Genomic DNA, 17,895 nt, shown 5'->3' on the forward strand with positions numbered 1-17,895 from the left:
ATCCGCACGACCTCGGGTCGCGTCCCGTCCCTCCTCTGACTATTTGAGCAGCATCATCTTCCGCGTCTGGCTGAACCCGGTCGCTTCAAGACGGTACAGGTAGATGCCGGAAGACTGCTCGGAAGCATCCCAGGTGACACTGTGGTCGCCCGCGTCGTACTGACCATCCGCCAGCACCGCCACCCGCTGCCCCATGATGTTGTAGACGACGAGCGTAACGTGCGACGCGGTCGGCAGCGAGAACCCAATCTGGGTGGCCGGGTTGAACGGGTTGGGGTAGTTGCCCAGCAGGACGGGCGTTTGATCGTCGGCCGCCAACGGGGGCTCCGGCGGCTCGGGGCCGTTGATGATAACGACACAGTCGACGCCCTCGATCGGTGTGCCGTCGAGCAGATTGCCGGTCAGAGTCAGCGCCACCGTCTCGCCGGCGTACACTTGGCCGAGCGCAGCGATAATCTCATCGCGGTAGAACTTGAGCGTCATATCAGTATACCCGTCGGGGCCGGCGGCCGTGCACTGGCACTGCACCGCATCGGCCGGCACCGGGGCCGCGACATCCTCAAAGCTGTGGCGGATCGGCGAGACGCCTTGCAGGGTCACCGTCGTCCAGTCGATCATCGTCGGATCGAACTCGGCCGTGCCGAGGATAGCGACCGGGAGGACGCCGCGGGGAGGCCGGACACCGGGATCGGGCTTGGCCGACGGCACGGCATCGCTGAGCTCATCCACTGCGAGGGTCGGTGCCCCGTCGCGATAGGGGCGCAGATTGAGCGGATTCGGGCAGGAGCCGGGTTTGATGTCGAGGGCGACGGGGAGAAACTCCGGTTCACTGGCCGGTCCCACACAAATGTCATCGAACCAGACCGTCCCTTCCTGACACGAAATATCGAGGTAGGCCGGTTCGCTCATCCACGACTCCTCGGGCAGAGTGATCTCGCCCAGGTAAGACGAATTGACCCAGAACTCGGCATGCAACTGACTGTCACCCGGAAGCGAGAGGCGGCACCTTACGTCATGCCAGGTGTCCAGGGCAAAGCCGGTGTACACGGTTGCACCACCCCACGGGCCCAGCTTGATGTCGCCGTTCGGAAGGAACGTCAAGAGCCCCGGGCAGGGACAGTCCCACCAGTCGGGGCCGGTGCGAAGCCCGAACATGGCGCGGTAAGGGTGGCAGCCCGAGAGCGGTTCATGGCCATTTGTGACCGAGAACGTGACTTCCAAAGGTAGATCCATGCTGATCGGCCGAGTGACGACAGAACCCCAACACGAGCCCAGCAGGCCGAACATACGTAAGGAAGCCGATCCGGTGTGGGCGTATGTATGATCGATTTCAATACCGGGGACGTTGCCGCTCCCATGCCAGTTGACCGACCAGCCAGAGCCGGAGTAATCCTCAAAGCTGTCACACCAAGGCTCGGGCGCGGGAGACAAGAGGTCGCCGTTTGCGGCAATGACGGCGTGGGAAGGGGCATGCCCGCCGGCCGAAATAGTGGTTGCCCCCCAGGTCGGAGAGGAGACGAGGAAGGCCAACAATAACACCACGAGAGATTGTTTCCTCAGATCCATCGCAAACCTCCATCGGAACGAGTTCTTCGAGCGCTGTTCGCGCCGAATGGCGCGACACACTAGTCGCTTTCAGCAATTGTCTTTGCTCAGGGAATAGGTACTGAACGCGAGATTTGTCGGAACCCGAATTCCCGGTTATTTCCCGGCCGCCCGCAATTCCCCCTCTGTCACCCACCCCCCATTTGTCCAGTACCGGATTGACGCGTATCGCTCCCGAATTCCTTCAGAAAGGGTCTTGGAAGGGAGTGCCCCCGAGGAAACCAAGCCCTTGTAGGACAGCGCAAGCTGCTCTGACACGTCAAGTTCTTCAACCCTAAGAGATTGATCGAAGTAATAGATCAGTTGGGCCTCGGGCTGTGAAGGTATAGGGAGGAGTGTCACCTTGATTCTGCCGTGGACAACTTGCGGTTCCATTGCCCCGTAGTGCTGGATACCGAGCGCTCGCGAAATCTCCTCCAATGGAAACAGGACATATGCCGGCTGGTTGCCTTCTCCACCGAACATGAGATCGGCGCTCATAAGGTTGAAAGGAGGCGAACATCCCTGAGCGCTAAACGGATCCAGCAAGAATAGGCACTTAGTATCATACGCGTTGTTCCACCCCTGCATCACCAACTTTTGCCGGCCTGCTGAGTCTGCGAACCAGGAGTGGATTCCCGTATATCCGGAGTGGACGTACCAACCTAGCGGGTCGCCGACAGAGTCAAAAAACCGAATGTAGCTCCTTGTACCATTCAGGCTGGCGTTCAGAACAGTCATGAATACCGGGCCGTTCTGCGTATCTCGGAAGGAAAGAGCGGCCACCTCGTAATTCCAGGACGCGAGGAGAGTCTCCGCCGGCTGGCCCGGGATGATGGCACTGCGGCTCCACAACGAATCGCCGTCCTGATCGAAGACACGGAGAATGGCATTGTCCGGGCAGTCGGAAGCCTGACTCACAAGAACGGCCACTTCATTGTCGGCATCCGAATCGACATCCACGATTCTCACAAATGCAAATTCCGGCAGGATCGACTCGCACTGACAAGTCGTGGCCCACAAACGCTCACCGGCCGCGTTTAGGAGGGTTAATTCCTTACCAAGGATCTCGTATCGCACCGGGTTATGATCAAACCACCATGGTGCGAAGGTTCGCGTCCATGTGATGGCCAGAAGCACATAGAGCAGTATCGCGAGCAGGGCCACCTCCGTCTTGATGCTCCGGCCCCAGTGCACCGCTTTGCGGGCCACGAACTGACCGATGCACATCCGCTCGGAGCGGACAATGTTGTAGTTCTCCACAACATCGGAGAGGCGCTCGGCGGCAATCAGGCCAAGGCGGCGGCGCGGATAGCGGGCGCCCAGAGCGGCCAGCGCCGCGCGGGCCTCCGCTTCGTTGGCGGCCGGGATCACGACGTACCGGACGGTCGAGAAGACCGCACGCTCGAGTTTGACGGCGAGCGTGGCGGCGTTGATCGGCAGCAGCGTTCCATTGGCGGCGATGCTGCCGGTGAACGCCACCTCGGAAGAGACAAATCGCTCGTGGCGCATAATCTCCGGGCGGAGCAACTGCGTGTAGGCGACGAGCGCCGCGGCCAGGCCGATGGAATCGCCGGTCGCGGTGCGGCTGTTGCCCTCGAGACGGAAGTGGGCATGGAGACTCGCGGCGTCATCGCCGCCCAAATTCGGCAGAGCGGCTTTGGCGACGCGCGGAAAGATGCCGACGGGTCCGGCTGCTCGGGAGAGGCTGCCGAAAGGTTCGCTGCCGGCCAGACCGCGCAAGAGCGGGCGGACCGACTTGAGCGAGTCGTACACGACACCGACGAAGGGATCATCCGGCGCCCGCAACTGCCCCTCGAACGTGACTTCATCGGCGGCCAAATCCCCGGGGCGGCGGGTCCGCGCGCCGATCGGCTCGACCGCGCCGACGAGCGTGTACATCCGCCCGCGGGTGGCCTCGCCGCCGTCGGTTTCGACAAACAGGCAGCGGACGCGGTCGAACCAGAGGTGCCCGGTTTCGCTGTCCCATTCGGCGGCGATTTTGTCCAGGCGCGCGGCGGTGGCCGGAGCGGGGGCGCGAAGCCGGTCAATGGCCTCCCGCAGCCGGTCGCGCTCGATCACGAGGGTCTCCCCCGCGCCGTCATCGGGGGGTTGGCATCGGCGCCCGATGAAAAGAGCTCTTTGGCCGCCGCGACTTCGCCGGCGCCCTGGGCGCAGACCATGACGGCTCGTTCAGTCTCCCCCGCATACGCCCAGGCCCGCGCAAGCGCCAGGTCCACGGTCTCCCGCTGTTCCGGGGAACCGATTTCCCTGGCGAGGGTGCGGATGGCGGCGAGATTTTCGGGAGGGCAGTCGGCAAGATGTTCGGGGGCGAGCGATTCGGCGAAGAGAGCCGTGTACTCATCGAGGTAGGATTGGTACGACGGGTTGGCGCGGTGGGCGGCGAGGTTCGGCCAGAACGCGGCGAGCGCGAGCAGGCGATGGTCGCCGACCGGGCGGGCGGCGAGCGCGGCTTTGAGGGCGCCGAACGCGCGGGCGAACTGCAGGGACGAGAGGGTCATCGTATCGCCTAGGCCTTAAACAACCGAATCGAGAGGCTTTTGGGGGAACCGGAGAGCCGGAACGACGCCCGGCCGGCCTGAGGCGCCTCGAGCGCGTGGGCCTCGGTTCCCTCGATCACATACACCCGGAGGGCGTCCTTCTCGTCGATGCCGACGAGGTTCAGGAATTCGAGCGTCACCAGCTTCCCCTCCGTCTTTCCCTCGAAGCGGAGCCGCACGCGGTCGGCTCGGGAGCTTTCGAGAACGGTCTCCCCGCCGTATTCGGTCCGGTCGGGATCATACGCGAGTTCATCGAGCGTGAACGAGACATCGGGGAGCTTCACCTCCCACTTGAGCGCTTCGATGTCGGCATCAGCGACATCGGAGAGGTCGGCCCGGCCGGCCGAGTCGGTGAGGAGCTCTTTCTGTATGTCGGGCAGGCGGAGGAGCACGTGCGCAGCCTGCCGGGGATCATCGGTCACCAACTGGACCCACTGCCGCCGGTCGGGGGCGCTGCGCATGACGCGGAGGACCATTTCGGGGCTTTCGGAGAAATACTCGCGAAGGCACTCGACGGCGGGCCGCTCCTCCGGGCGGCCATCGGCGGCCAGGAGGTACTCCTGCGGGGGGGCGGCCGGCGCCATGGGGGTCATCGGAATCACCCGTCCGCGCAGAGCCTCATTATATATGCGGTCGCGCAACTGCATAGCCGGTGGGGGGATCGGCTCCCGGTCGGACTCGCCCACAACCTGCGTATCCTGAAGTCCTTCAAGGAATTCCCGGCAGAACTCGCACTCAGCGAGATGCCCCTGCACCACATCCCTGCGGTCGCCGGATAGCTTCCCGTCGAGAAACAGGAGCAAATCAGTCACGTTCACGTGCACGGTCTTCTCCTTCCATGCTCCCGTAGAAAATAGTCACTGGAGCAGGCCGATGTCGGACTGACCAAGCAAATCGATCATCCGGCGGTACCCCTCGTTGAGAGTCGTTTCGAACACATATTTGTAGTCCTGCAGGTAGCGCTCGTGGGCTTCGGGCGGCATCACCTCGCGGAAGTAAGCCGGGAGGCCGTCGGAGCCGCCGGCGAGGAAATCGGCGAGGTAGAGCTCGAGAGCCTTGCGGAAAGCCTCTCCCTCGGCCGGAGTGATCCGTCCCAGGGTGACATAGCGGGCGATAGCCGAGGCGGCGGTATCGTCCACCGCCCGTTGGCGGGCCCGATCGCCCGCGGCGCGGGTGCAGAGTTCTTCCGGGCCGGGGAGGGGCGCGGGGGCGCACTCGGCGCCGGCGAGAAAGGCGGCGTTCACCTCGACCATCAGGGCCAGCAATTCATAGAGCGGGACGACCGGCGGAGCGCCGGTCTCATCGCGGATCAGGCGGAAAATCGCGGCGCACCAGGAGGATCGATTGGTCGTGCGGTTGAAGGCCGCGAGCACGGTTCGGCGCAGCATGTCAGGCTCGACGACAAAGGCATCGGGCCGCGGATGGGGGGCATCCTGAGCAGGGGCCACCAGCACGGCGCGGGTGGAGGGATCGGTCCAGGAGACATACTCCGAGGACGCGAGGATGTCCCTGACCCGCCGCTTGAGGAGCGCGACCTGCGGATCGTGTTCTCCCCAAAGGCGCGAGATCTGCTGCTTCACCTGGCAGTAGAGGAAGATGCCGAAGAGGGATTCGAGGCCGGTGATGTCCTCGGGCGGCAGCGCCGGGCAGCCCTGGCGTTTCAGATAGGGGAAGAGCCCAAGGCAGGGGAGGCCGCCGGCCGGCGCTAAGATACCCGCCAGCACGTCGATGGCCAGGTCCCGCATGGGATCATCGCCGGCATAACCGGCCAGCGGCAGAGGCACGTGGCGGGCGCGCAGGTTGCGGAGGAAGACAATAGTGCGGCGACAGCTCAGGTCGAAGAAGGCATCGAAGGCGCGCCGGGAGAGGGGCGTGCGAAGGAAGTTCGCGATAATCGAGGCCACGGGTGTATCTGTCATGGTCGCCGCACCGATCCTGCATTACCGGTCCGCATGGCGCTGCGAGCGGGCTTGCCCTATTGACGGCAAGATACGACCTTACGGGTCGGTTGACAAGGGCAACGCGGGGAAATATGGGTATCAGGTGCGAGCCGTGCGAGCGCGGTTTCGTGCACCCCCGGAGGTTTAAATCTCACGCCGGGCGTTCTTGGCGTTGCTTTTTCGGCGGCGGATCGTATAAATACGCGGACGAACGAGATCCTTCACCGACAACGGCCGGTCCCTGACTGAGGGCTGTCCGCATAACCGCAGATGTGACCGAGAGTATCAACATTCTCTGGCGGCGAGTGGTCGACGGCGACCGGGCCGCCTGGGCCGACCTCGTGCGGCAGTTTGCCCCGCTAGTTATGACGGTGGCGGTGCGCAGCGGGCTGAGTGCGCCCGATGCGGAGGACTGCGGGCAGCAGGTGTGGCTGGCGCTGTACCGGACGCGGAAGAATGTGCGCGATCCGGCGCGTCTTCCGGCCTGGCTGATCCAGACGACCCGGCGGCGGGCGGTGCGAATGCGACAGCAGCAATCAGCCCGCCGTCAGGTGGAAGCGGACGCGCCAGAGGCGGCGTCCTTGTGTCTGCCCGACGACCAGGTGGTACAGCTTGAGCAGGCGGCGATTCTCGAGGGGGCGCTAGCGCGGCTCGAGCCGCGCTGCCGGGACTTGCTGCGGAAGCTCTTTTTCTCGCCGGGCGGGACGACCTACGCGGAAATCGCCCGGCACTTCGGCCTCTCCCCCAACGCGCTGGGACCGTTGCGCTCGCGGTGTCTGGCGCGCCTGCGAAAAATCCTTGCCGAACTGGGCTACCCGGTGGACTAAGCGGGGCCGGTGCGGCTCTTTTAGGGCAGAGAGTGAAGGAAACCGCCGTATGAAATCATCCGATCGCCATCCCACGCGCGCGCAAATGCTTGCGGCCGCCCGCTCAGGTCCCGGCCGACTCCGCGGACACCTGCAGAGATGCGCCGAGTGCCTCAAATGGTTTGAGATGCTGCGGCGCTTTTCTCCGGCGGGAAGCGCCGGGTTGATGGCGCCATCCGAGGACGCGGTGGAGCGATGGATCAACGTTTCGCTGCTGGCGCCGCCGCCGTCACTCCGCACGAAGAGCAGCGGCCGGGTGGTGTTCGACTCGTGGCGGGAGCGGCCGGCCGCCGTTCGCGATCTCCCGGAGGGGCTGGTGCGGCGGTTGCGCCTGGCGGCGCCTGACCTGGATCTGGAGATTGTCGGCGAGCAGCGGCGGCGGGAGTGGCGATTCATCGCGCGGGTGTATCGGGGCCGGACGGCGGCGGGGGATTTCGTGCTCCGGGCGGGGCGGCAGCGCGTGGTTCCGGGCGGGGACGGTTTCCTGACATGGTCGTCGAGCCGGCCGCCCCGGACGGTTGTGCTGATCTCACCCGACCGGGAAATCCGCTTTGAGAATGTGTCATGGTGAATATCGGAAGTGACTGCGAGCGCGCCGCCCGGCGTTTTCTCCAGACGGGCCGGCTGGGCGGCAGGACGCCGGCCGAATTAGCGGCTTCCTGCGACCAGCTTGTCCGTCGGGAAACGGAGCGATCAGCCCGGCGCGCGGTGGGTCTGGGAGAGCAGTTTGTCCGCCGGGCCCGCGCCGCCGACCGCACGATGCTCCCGGTTGCGCTTCGCGCACTCGGCTGGGCGTATGTCGTGGCGGGCAAGTACCAGCCGGCGGCGGCGCGCTATCTAGAGGCGCGGCGGGCCACGCGCGACCCGCTCGCCCGCGCGCGCATCGACCGGATACTGATCGACGTGTACATGTACCTGGGCCGGCACGACGAGGCGCTGCGGCGCGGCCGCCGGGCGATCGCGGTGTTCCGCGGGCGCAAGGCCGAGGCCGATCTGGCCAAGACGGAAGTCAACTGCGCGAACGTCCTGCACCGCCTCGACCGGCACCCCGAAGCGCTGCCGCTCTACCGCCGGGCGGGGGCGTTCTTCGCAAGCCAGGGGGACGAGCTGGCGGCGGCGTTCTGCCGGTACAACGAGGCTAACACGCTCGTGCAGCTTTTTCATTTCGCCGCCGCGGAGAAGCTCTATTCCTCCGCCCGCGAGGTTTTTCTCCGGCACGATCATAGGTTGCGCGCGGCCGGCTGCCTGTACGGTCTGGCCTGGCTGCACATGCTGGAGGGCCGCTTTCACGCCGCTCTGCAGGAACTGGCCGAGTGCGAGGCCCACTATCGCGCGGCCGGGCAGGCGCGCGAGCACCTGCTCTGCGTACTTGATCGCGCAGAGACCTACCTGAGTTTGAATCTTTTGCCGGATGCGCGCGACACGGCGCGCCGGGCGGCGATGCTGGCCCGCCGGCTGGGTTTGCGCTACGAGCAGGCCAAAGCGGAGTTTTTCAGGGGCAAGGCGCTGGCAGCGCTCGGCCGGATGAAGGCCGGCCGGACGGCTTTCCGGACGGCGGCCGCGGGCTTTCGAAGAGAGGGAAACGAAGGTTTCCTCGCCGCGGTGCGGGTGGCGGAGGCGGTAGCCGGAGAATCGGGGCGGGCGCGCGCCCGCGCGCTGGCGGCGCTGCGGGAACGCATGCCGCAGGGGCGGCTGCCGCTCTGGGAGGCGCTGTGCGATCTGGAGATTCTCAGCGCCGCGCCGGAGGACGGAGGGGCGCGGCGGCGGCTGGCCGCCAACCGCGCGGTCGAGACGATGCCGCACGTGCGCGCGCAGTATGTGACGCTGCTGGGGGACAGCGAGGCGCGGCGGGGCCGCCGCCGGGCGGCGACCGGCCACTGGCGCCGGGCCGCCGAAATCCTGACGGCTGTGCGCGCCCAGCTCCCCCCGCTTGACCTGCGGGCGGCTTTCTCCGAGCGCCACGCGGAACCGTACGAGAAGTTGATCGCGTGCGAGTGGGAGGCCCATCCCTCGCAGGCGGCGGCCTGGCTGGAGCGCTTTCACACGGCCGGCATCTGGGCGACCGAGGATGCGCGGCTCGACGATCCGGCGCGGACGCAGGCGGAGCAGTCGCTGGCCTCGCTGGCGCGGTACGTGGCGGCGGCGGCGCAGCGATCCGACGGCCGGCGGGTGCGCGGCGGGGGGGCGGCGCCGGCGACATCGTTGCGGCGGCAGCTCGAGGAGCAAATTCGCACCGACCTTGCGCGGTTGGAGCGCAGGCGCGGGAGCGCAGCGGAGCGGCTCGACCGGCTGGGCGCGGAAATCGCCGCGGCCTCCCGGACCATGCGCCTTGTCCAGTTGCACGCCGTCTCCGGCGACATCATCGGCCTCATCCACGAGGAGGGGCGGCCGCGCGGCTGCCGACTGGAGGGCGCCGCGCCGGCGGTCGAGCGCCTCCTCCAGCGATGGCGGTTTTTTGTCGAGCGCGCGCCCTATCGCACGGCCGGTGAAACCGCGGCCGATCTCGCCGATGAACGGCGGCTCCTCGCCCGGTTGGCCGAGACCCTCTGGCGGCCGCTGGACGTGGGCGGGCCGCAGCCAGTGCTGATCGTAGCCGACGGCGCCCTGGCGAATCTCCCCTGGGCGGCGCTGCCGGTCGGGGGAAGGCCATTGATAGACCGGCATCCGCTGGTGATGGCGCCGAGCGTGCGGCATCACCTCGCAGCCGCGCGGCAGCGGACACAGTCGCGGGAGACCAGGATATTTGTCGGCGCCGCGGGGCTTGGCGCGGCGGGCGCGGAGTATGCCCCGCTGCTGGCCGATGAGCGCAGGCAGACAACGGTTCACAATCCCTGCGGTCGCGCCGACTGGCCGGTTGATTCGGAGGCCGATGTCTGGCATTTCACCGGCCATGCGCATTTTCGCAGCGACAATCCGTTTTACTCCTTCCTGGAGCTTGCTGACGGGCCGCTGTTCGCCGCCGATTTTCGCCTGCGGCGGAACACGGTGAACCTGGCGGTGCTGGCGGCCTGTCGGACCGGGTTGTCGTCGTTCTTGCCCGGCGAGGAGTCGACCGGGCTGATTCGCGCGCTGCTGGAAATGGGAGCGCGCAACGTGCTGGCCAGCCACTGGGCGGTGGCGGACGCCTCGACCGCGCGCTGGATCGAGCGGTTCTATGGGGCGCTCGCTGAAGGGAGCGGACCCGCCGCGGCCGTGCAGCGGGCAGCCGCGGACGCGCGGGAAGAGTATCCCTCGGCGTACGATTGGGCCGGGTTTTCGCTGTTCGGCGCCGGCTGACGCCGAACCTGGAATAGATCGGGTGTGAGAAAAATGTCCCGCAGCTTCTTGGATAAAGGAGGCGTTCCTATGATACCGCACTGGACCGGGGCCACCGCAGGGAAGTTTCTGCTGTTTCTCGCGCTGGCGGCTGCCTTCATCGGCCTGACCGGGTCGTCGCAACCCGGGCCGGGCGTGGCACAGCCGCCGGGCGCGATTCCGCCCAACGCCAACGCCGGGACGGAGGGTCCGGACACGACTTTCCGGCCGTATGTTCCCGGCGAAGTGGTGGTGAGGCTGTTCAGCGACTCGATCTCGGTTGATTCGATCAACACGCTGTTCGGCACGACGGTGAAGGAGTATTTCGGCCAGGTCAACATCTATATCCTCGCCACGGCCGACCCGGCGGCCGATATCGAGGCTCTCGTGGAGAACCTGCGGCCCCTGCCGGGGGTGATATTTGCACACCCCAACTACGTGGTGTCGCCGCTGCAGTCGGTGCAGGGGAGTTTCCCCTTCTCCGATGCCGACAACGTGGGTTCCTACCCGGAGCAGGAGGCGGCTCTGCGGCTGCGTCTTTCGCAGGCGCACGCGCTGGCGACGGGGGCCGGGGTCAAGGTCGCGGTGGTCGACGGCGGCGTGAATTTCGCCCACCCGGTGCTCGCGGGAGCAGCGGTTTCGGGCTGGGACTATGTCGACGGCGACGCCGATGCGTTCGATGAGCCGGGGGGCCGCAACAGCGGCCACGGCACGTTCGTGGCGGGGGTGGTCCATCTGACCGCGCCGGGGGCGCAGATCATCGCCTACCGGGTGGCCGACACCTCCGGGCGGAGCAACGGCGACCGGGTGGCGGAGGCGATCCTTCGGGCGATCGACGACGGCTGCCGGGTGGTCAATCTCAGCCTCGTGATGACGAACGTCCACGAGGTGCTGCGGAACACGCTCGCCTATGCGCGCAGCCGCGATGTGTTGGTCGTGGCCGCTGCCGGCAACGAGCGGTTGGAGGTGCCGACCTATCCGGCCTCCGATCCGAACGTGGTGGCGGTCGCGGCGGTCGACACACTCGACCGGCTGGCGGAATTTTCGCGCTACGGCAACCACATCGATCTCTGTGCGCCGGGGGAATGGATCTACGCCCCGTATTTCGACATGTACGCCTGGTGGAGCGGGACGAGTTTCGCCGCTCCGTTTGTTGCGGGCCAGGCGGCGCTCAAGGTTTCGCAAGCCGGCGGCGCGCTCGACTGGCGCAGCCTCCACGCCTCGCTGATCGCGACTGCCGAGAACATCTACCCGGCCAACCCGGGCTTTTTCGGGAAACTGGGCGCCGGTTTGGCGAACCCGCTCCAGGCGCTGCAGGATACGGTCGGTATCGATACGGCCTCGGTGGACCCCGGCGTGCTGGCGCTCACGCTGCCCCCGAACACGGCGGTCCAGCGCTGTTTCAACCTGTACTCGACCAACCCCAATTCGGTCTTCAACGCCACCGTGCTGGGCGGTAATGTCGCATTCACGACGATCACGGCGGACTCGGTGTTGGGCGCGAACGCAACCATCTGCTTCACTCTCTCGTCGTCCGGGCTGAGCGAGGGGATCTACGCCGACACGATCCAGTTTGACATCAGCGGCGTGTCGAACAGCCCGATCTTCGTGCCGCTGAGCCTGTACGTGAGCGACACAGCCGTCATCTCACAGGACGCGGCGGTGAGGCCGACCGGATACTCGTTCTGGCTCCCGGAGGGCTGGGTGCAGACGATCGACGCGTGCGCGTACCTGACTTCCACCAACGCGCCGGCCGCGTTCACGGTTCGGCGGATCGATACGAGCGCGGCGTCGTTCGTGGAGATCCTCTCCCCGTCCGGCATGACCAACGACAGCGTGTGCATCCTCCTCCACCCGGCCGGCCTGGCGCCGGGCGTGCACCTCGACACGCTGGTGTACCGGGTGAGCGGGGTGACGTACGACCTCTACCAGCCGGTGAGTCTGACGATCGGCGACCAGGTGGATTCGGCGGCGGTCAGCCCGATGTACTTCTACTTCACGTCGCCGCCGGGCGGCCCGCCGCAGGAGGGGCGCGCATATCTCCGGTCGACCAACGCCCCCTCGGCGTACTATCTCGAGACGGCCGGCGGTTCCGACTGGCTGCACGTGCCCGATTCGGCCGGGGTGACGAACGATTCCATATCATTCACGATCGCGCCGGCGGCCGGGGTTGTTCCGGGGCTCTACACCGACACGCTTTACTGCCACGTGGCGGGGGCGGTGAACACGCCGGCGGTGTATGTCACGCTGGAGGTGCAGGATTCGACGGCTGGAGCGACGGCCACCGCCCACCCCACCTACTTTGAGTTTGTCCATGCTCCCTGGGCGGGCGGGCCGGCGCAGGCGGGCGTGTTCCTCTTGGCGTCGACCAATGCCCCGGCGTCCTACTCGGTCGAGGCGGCCCTGGGAGTGTCGTGGCTGCACCTGGCGGACTCGATCGGGACGACCAACGACTCGGTCCGGTTTACCGTGGACGGCGCGGGTTTGGCCCCCGGCTTCTACTGGGACAGCCTCATCTGCCGCGTGACGGGGGTGGAGATACCGGCCGCGGTGCAGGTCCTGCTCACGGTGCTGGATGACACGGGCGGCACGGGGCCAAGCGCCTATGCGAGTCCCTCCTGGTTCAGTTTCGCAAGCGATCCGCAGACCCCGCCCTACGCCGGATCGTTCGTACTGTCGTCGTCGAACGCCCCGGCGGCGTTCACGGCCGCGGTCATGTTCTCCTCGCCGTGGCTGCACGTCATCGATGCGGCCGGCACAACCAACGACTCGGTCCGGTTCACGGTCGACGCGGCCGGGCTGGCCCCCGGTTTCTACAGCGACAGCATCGCCTGCGTGGTCGCCGGGGTGCCCGATTCGGTGCTCGTGCCGGTCCAGCTATCGGTAGCGCCGGAGGACACGCTGGGCGGGGATTCGGCGGTGGCCATTCCCGCGAGTTTCAGTCTCACGGCGCCGCAGTATTCGGAGCTCTTGCAGGTGCGCTGTCTCATGCTCTATTCGAGCAATGCGCCGGCCCCGTTTACGGCCAGCGTCCGCCACGGAGCGCCGTGGCTGACGCTCTACGGCGCCTCGGGCATGACCAATGACTCGGTGTGTTTCGGCGCGAGCGCGGCGAGCCTCGGGCAGGGGATCTATGTCGACACGATCGACTGCAGCGTGGAGGGCGTGGCGGCGGCGACGGCGGTCCCGGTGGTGTTTTACGTCGTGGACGATTCCGCCGGCCCGGGTCCCTCCGCCTGGGCGGCGCCGCCGACGGTGAGCATCACCGCGCCGTTCGGCCTGCAGGACCTCATCGACTGCCACTTCGTTCTCAGTTCCACCAACGCCCCGGCCCCGTATGTCGCGTATGCGGCAAACGGCTCGGCCTGGCTGTCGGTGGCGGACTCGGCGGGCGTCACCAGTGATACGGTGCGGCTGGTCATCAACCCGGCGGCGCCCTTCTCGGCCGGGACATATGTCGACAGCATTGCCTGTCTGGTGGAGGGCGTGGCGCTGCCGGTGACGGTGCCGGTGATGCTGACGCTGACGGTGGACAGCGGGGGTGCGCCCACCGCGGCGGTCACGCCCGCGACGGTGCACTATTTCGGGCCGTACGGGATGCTGCCCCCGACCACGAAGTGCGCGCTCGTCACGTCGTCAAATGCGCCCGCGCCGTTCACGGCCTGGGTGGCCGATTCGGTCGGCCGATTCACATCGCTGCCGGACCCGACGGGAGTGACCGCCGACAGCCTGTGCCTCTACCTCGATCCGGCCGGATTGCCGCCCGGCATCCATGTGGACACGGTGAGAATCAGCGTGGCCGGGGTGAGCCCGGCGCTCACGCTCATCGTGCAGCTCTCGCTGGACATGCCGAAGGTATCTGAGGTGACCAATTATCCGAACCCGTTCAACCCGGAGACCAACATTTCGTTCAGTCTGACGGGAGCGACCCGGGTTCAGGTCACGGTGTACAACACCCTCGGCCAAGAGGTTGCCGTGCTTTTGGATAAACGGCTGGAGGCGGGCCGGCACACCGTTTCGTGGGGCGGCTGCGACGGGGCCGGCCGACCGGCGGCCAGCGGCGTGTACCTGTATCGCATCACGACGGATGAGGGTGTGGTGTCGCGCAAAATGCTGCTTCTGAAGTAGGCTCGGTGGGAACAGTCGCCGGGTGGTCCGGCGAGTTTTTGGAGCCGCTGTCGTCCCGTGACGACAGCGGTTTTTTTTTGGCGCGCGATTGGGCGTCGTGATCGGAGTCGCAGGAAAAAGAATACGACTTTTATCGTGTTTGTAGCGTTGAATCTGGGCAAACTTGTCGCTAAATCAGATAAAGACGGAGAGATTTCCCTTGCCTTTTCGCGCGGGGGGGACATATACTACTGATAGATATCATCTTCACATCAGACGGGTTAGGAGAATTGCCCCCCGGGAGAGGTTGGCCGGGGGGGTTTGGCATCATCGCAGGCAAGGTGCATCAGCAGAGTGTTAGGGGCATTTCGCTTACCTTCCTCTACCGGCAGGCATTGCGGGGTGCTGTCCCGAGGCGTCTCGAACGATAGGGAGCGTTATGTACGACTGCCAGCATCTATGGAAGATGAAAGACATCCAGTTTGGCTTCGTGGTGTTCGAGAAGTGTTTTCACTGCCACGGCCTGCGGACGTATTTCACGACCGAAGACAATCCCATTCCGGGCGAGAAGTATCGCGAGGGCGTGTGTTTTTGGACGCGGATGGAGGTTGCGCAGTCATTCCAGTTCAATCTCCAGTGCGCGCTGTGCGGGCGGAAGGAGGATTTTTCGGACCTGATGGGGTTGCTGCACTGCACGGGGTGTCTGGAAGATTGCCCGGTGGAGGTTTTGCAGCGGGAGCTGCACGCGCAGCGCATCTGGGTTCTGGTGGCCTTCGGCTACCTTCCCAAGGCTCTTTCCGCGCCGGCTTCGGAGAAGAAGCTGGCGGTACTTTCGGAGTATTTCAATCAATCGCGCGACCGGACGCGGTCGCAGATCCGGATCGTTTCCTCAAGCCTCATTTCGAACCTGAGTCTCTGCAAGGGGGACTTCATCCACGATTCGGGCATGCTGTCGCTGGAGCCGCCGCAGGGCCGGAGGCAGCTATTCTGAGGATTCCATACACAGCGCACCCACAGGCAGGAGAACGAGTGTGACAACCCAAGATCTGGTGGAGAGAATCGGGCTGAAGCCGCTGAGCCGGTTTGATCCGCGTCCGGTGACGGGCGTGTTCATTTCCGACATGCTTTCGGATGTGATGGCCGGGGCGAAGTCGGGGGATTTGTGGCTGACGGTGCAGACCCACAAGAACATCGTGCCGGCGGCGAATCTGGTCGATGCCGCAGCCGTGGTCGTCACCAGCGGCAAGACGGTGCCGCAGGAGACGATCGACCTGGCCAACAAGTACAACATCGCCATCCTGGCGTCGCCGCTGCCCGTGTACGAGCTGGTCGGGCGGCTGTACAGCCTGGGGATCGGAACGCCGTAGGAGCGCGCCGGGGCGACGACTCGCCGCGGCGGCCCGGCGGGGCGACGCGCCGACGGTGACCGGCACACCGCCGCTATGCAGATTCGCGCGATTCGAGACGCACTGAACGCGACTGTGCTGGAAGGCACGGATCGCCTCGATCTGGAGGTCGACCACGTGTATGCATCGGACCTGATGAGCGATGTGCTTGCTTTCGGCCGGCCCAATTCTATTCTCCTCACCGGCCTGGCGACCAAGCAGGCGATCATTTCCGCGCACATGGCCGAGTTCGTGGCGGTCGCGTTCATTCGCGGCAAGCGGCCGATCGACGGCTCGGACGAGTTGGCGCGCGACCGCGGTCTGGTGCTCCTCAGCACGACCCTGGACATGTTCGACGGCTGCCTGAGCGTCGGCCGGGTGCTCCACAACGGTCCCCAGGCGGTCAACTCCCCCGCCGCGGTCAAGCCGGAGGAGATGAGCCTCACCCAGACATTCACGATCCAGGGGGACGATTTCGCCAGCGCCGGGGGGGTGTCGACGGAGGTGAAGTCGATCCTGAAGAAGATCGGCCTGGACCCGAAGCTCGTGCGGCGGGTGGCGATTTCCACGTACGAGGGGGAGATGAACGTGGTCATGCACGCGCAGTCGGCGGTGGCCACGCTGTCGATCACGCCGCGCTGCATCACGGTGGTGCTGGCCGACCGGGGGAAGGGCATTCCGGACATCGAGAAGGCGATGCAGGCGGGGTGGTCGACGGCGACCGAAGAGATGCGGGCGATGGGGTTCGGGTCGGGCATGGGATTGCCCAATATCAAGAAGAACGCGGATGAGTTGAACGTTGAGAGCGAGGTCGGCAAAGGCACGACGCTGACCATGCGGTTTTACATCTGAGCGCGCGTCGCGCGCGAGTGAAAGGACGCGCCGTGGTCCAGTACTACCATGCCCACCAGGTGAATCCCCGCAAGTGCCGCGGGCACATGAACTGCATGCGGCGCTGCCCGACGCAGGCGATCCGGGTCCGCAACGGCACGGCGGTCATCCACGACGAACTCTGCATCGACTGCGGCACGTGCATCTCGGTCTGCCCCTCGGCCGCAATCGACCCGGTCATCAACCCGCTCCAGGCGTTCAGCGGATTCAAGTACAAAGTCGTCGTCCCCTCCTCCGCTCTCTACGCCCAGTTCGATTCGAGCATCCACCCGTGGGTCATTCACCAGGCGTTCCGGCGGCTCGGGTTCGATCTCGTGGTCAATGTCGGGCTCACCTGCGAGTACCTGGCGAAAGCGACCACCCGCTACCTGGACAAGTACACAGGGCCGCGGCCGGTCATCTCGAGCGAGTGTCCGTGCGTGATCCGGCTCATCCAGGTGAGGTACCCGGACCTGGTGGGTAACATCATCCGCCTGGACGTCCGGCGGGAATTGACGGCGCGGGGGACGCGGCGGAGCCTGATGGCGTCGACGGGCCTGGGCTCGGAGGAGATCGGCATCATCTACATATCTCCGTGTCCGGCCAAGGTGGTGTCGATCGAGCAGCCGGCCGAGAAGGAGCAGTCGTGGTTCAACGGGGCGGTGGCGATCCGCGACGTGTACGCGCTGCTCTACCCGATCGTCATGGGCCTCCAGGCCGAGTTCGACGAGGGGGCGGTGCCCGAGGATTTCTTTTTCCGGGCGGGATGGCCGATTCTCGGCGGGATCACGCAGAGCCTCAACATGGACAACTGGCTGGCGGTGTCGGGGCTCGACCACGTGATGAAGATATTCGACGACATCGAGAATTCGCGCCTCCGCAATGTCGACTACGTCGAGGCGGTGGCCTGCATGATGGGGTGTGTCGGGGGGATTTTCAACGTCGAGAACCCCTACGTGGCGCGGGCGAACAACATCCGCCAGCGCACCCGCTACGAGAAGGGGCGGCCGATCCCGGAGGCCGAGATCGAGAGGCGTCTGACCGACGGCGACTTTGCGCTGGAGCACTCGGTGCCGCCGCGGCCGACGAAGTATTTCGACACCGACCTCGAGACCTCCATCAAGCGCCTGCGCGAGGTCGACCGGATATTCCAGAAACTGCATCAGATCGACTGCGGCGTCTGCGGCGCGCCGACGTGCAAAGCGTTCGCCGAAGACTGCGCCCGCGGGGACGCCCGGCTCACCGATTGCGTGTTCCTTTCCAACCGAGGTGGTGCGGAATGAATCAC

General features: G+C 66.0%; 13 protein-coding genes. 8 read left to right on the top strand and 5 right to left on the bottom strand.

Annotation, left to right across the window (positions count from 1 at the left end; all coding sequences use genetic code 11):
- Positions 1-39 precede the first annotated feature (39 nt).
- From KA261_04065 to KA261_04085, 5 genes are all read right to left on the bottom strand, one after another.
- The gene (locus KA261_04065; protein ID MBP7696963.1) at positions 40-1,221 is read right to left on the bottom strand and encodes a T9SS type A sorting domain-containing protein; all 1,182 of its coding nucleotides are present in this window, start codon (positions 1,219-1,221) and stop codon (positions 40-42) included.
- A gap of 480 nt (positions 1,222-1,701) precedes the next feature.
- The gene (locus KA261_04070; GenBank protein MBP7696964.1) at positions 1,702-3,666 is read right to left on the bottom strand and encodes a hypothetical protein; all 1,965 of its coding nucleotides are present in this window, start codon (positions 3,664-3,666) and stop codon (positions 1,702-1,704) included.
- Positions 3,663-4,106: a hypothetical protein gene (locus tag KA261_04075; protein MBP7696965.1), complete on the bottom strand. Its 444-nt coding sequence runs from the start codon at positions 4,104-4,106 to the stop codon at positions 3,663-3,665. Before KA261_04075 ends, KA261_04070 begins: the two co-directional genes overlap by 4 nt.
- A gap of 8 nt (positions 4,107-4,114) precedes the next feature.
- Entirely contained in the window at positions 4,115-4,969 is an 855-nt protein-coding gene (locus KA261_04080) for a zf-HC2 domain-containing protein (GenBank protein MBP7696966.1), read from the bottom strand.
- A gap of 33 nt (positions 4,970-5,002) precedes the next feature.
- On the bottom strand, positions 5,003-6,064 hold the full coding sequence (locus KA261_04085) for a hypothetical protein (GenBank protein MBP7696967.1): 1,062 nt from the start codon (positions 6,062-6,064) through the stop codon (positions 5,003-5,005).
- Positions 6,065-6,357: 293 nt separating this feature from the next.
- Here KA261_04085 and KA261_04090 point away from each other — a divergent pair, with 293 nt between their 5' ends.
- From KA261_04090 to KA261_04125, 8 genes are all read left to right on the top strand, one after another.
- Positions 6,358-6,912: a sigma-70 family RNA polymerase sigma factor gene (locus tag KA261_04090; GenBank protein ID MBP7696968.1), complete on the top strand. Its 555-nt coding sequence runs from the start codon at positions 6,358-6,360 to the stop codon at positions 6,910-6,912.
- A gap of 205 nt (positions 6,913-7,117) precedes the next feature.
- Positions 7,118-7,522, top strand: a complete 405-nt coding sequence (locus tag KA261_04095; GenBank protein ID MBP7696969.1) for a hypothetical protein — start codon at positions 7,118-7,120, stop codon at positions 7,520-7,522.
- Positions 7,519-10,227, top strand: coding sequence for a CHAT domain-containing protein (locus KA261_04100; protein MBP7696970.1), 2,709 nt, complete (start codon positions 7,519-7,521; stop codon positions 10,225-10,227). The genes KA261_04095 and KA261_04100 overlap by 4 nt, the downstream gene beginning before the upstream one ends.
- Positions 10,228-10,296: 69 nt before the next feature.
- Positions 10,297-14,373 (top strand): S8 family peptidase, encoded by a 4,077-nt coding sequence (locus tag KA261_04105; GenBank protein ID MBP7696971.1) that lies wholly within the window; start codon positions 10,297-10,299, stop codon positions 14,371-14,373.
- Positions 14,374-14,791: 418 nt separating this feature from the next.
- A complete protein-coding gene (locus KA261_04110) occupies positions 14,792-15,343 on the top strand; it encodes a hypothetical protein (protein MBP7696972.1) in 552 nt (183 codons plus the stop codon).
- Positions 15,344-15,383: 40 nt separating this feature from the next.
- A complete protein-coding gene (locus KA261_04115; GenBank protein MBP7696973.1) occupies positions 15,384-15,719 on the top strand; it encodes a serine kinase in 336 nt (111 codons plus the stop codon).
- A 453-nt stretch (positions 15,720-16,172) separates the two neighbouring features.
- On the top strand, positions 16,173-16,589 hold the full coding sequence (locus KA261_04120; protein ID MBP7696974.1) for an ATP-binding protein: 417 nt from the start codon (positions 16,173-16,175) through the stop codon (positions 16,587-16,589).
- 32 nt (positions 16,590-16,621) lie between these two features.
- Positions 16,622-17,890: a 4Fe-4S binding protein gene (locus KA261_04125; protein MBP7696975.1), complete on the top strand. Its 1,269-nt coding sequence runs from the start codon at positions 16,622-16,624 to the stop codon at positions 17,888-17,890.
- Positions 17,891-17,895: the final 5 nt, after the last annotated feature.

It is taken from the genome of Candidatus Zixiibacteriota bacterium, from assembly GCA_017999435.1.
GTDB lineage: Bacteria > Zixibacteria > MSB-5A5 > GN15 > FEB-12 > JAGNLV01.

Coding starts and splice junctions, on each gene's coding strand:
- KA261_04110 (MBP7696972.1), top strand. CDS start 14,792: ATGTACGACTGCCAGCATCTATGGAAGATGAAAGACATCCAGTTTGGC.
- KA261_04075 (MBP7696965.1), bottom strand. CDS start 4,106: ATGACCCTCTCGTCCCTGCAGTTCGCCCGCGCGTTCGGCGCCCTCAAA.
- KA261_04095 (MBP7696969.1), top strand. CDS start 7,118: ATGGCGCCATCCGAGGACGCGGTGGAGCGATGGATCAACGTTTCGCTG.
- KA261_04085 (MBP7696967.1), bottom strand. CDS start 6,064: ATGACAGATACACCCGTGGCCTCGATTATCGCGAACTTCCTTCGCACG.
- KA261_04120 (MBP7696974.1), top strand. CDS start 16,173: ATGAGCCTCACCCAGACATTCACGATCCAGGGGGACGATTTCGCCAGC.
- KA261_04105 (MBP7696971.1), top strand. CDS start 10,297: ATGATACCGCACTGGACCGGGGCCACCGCAGGGAAGTTTCTGCTGTTT.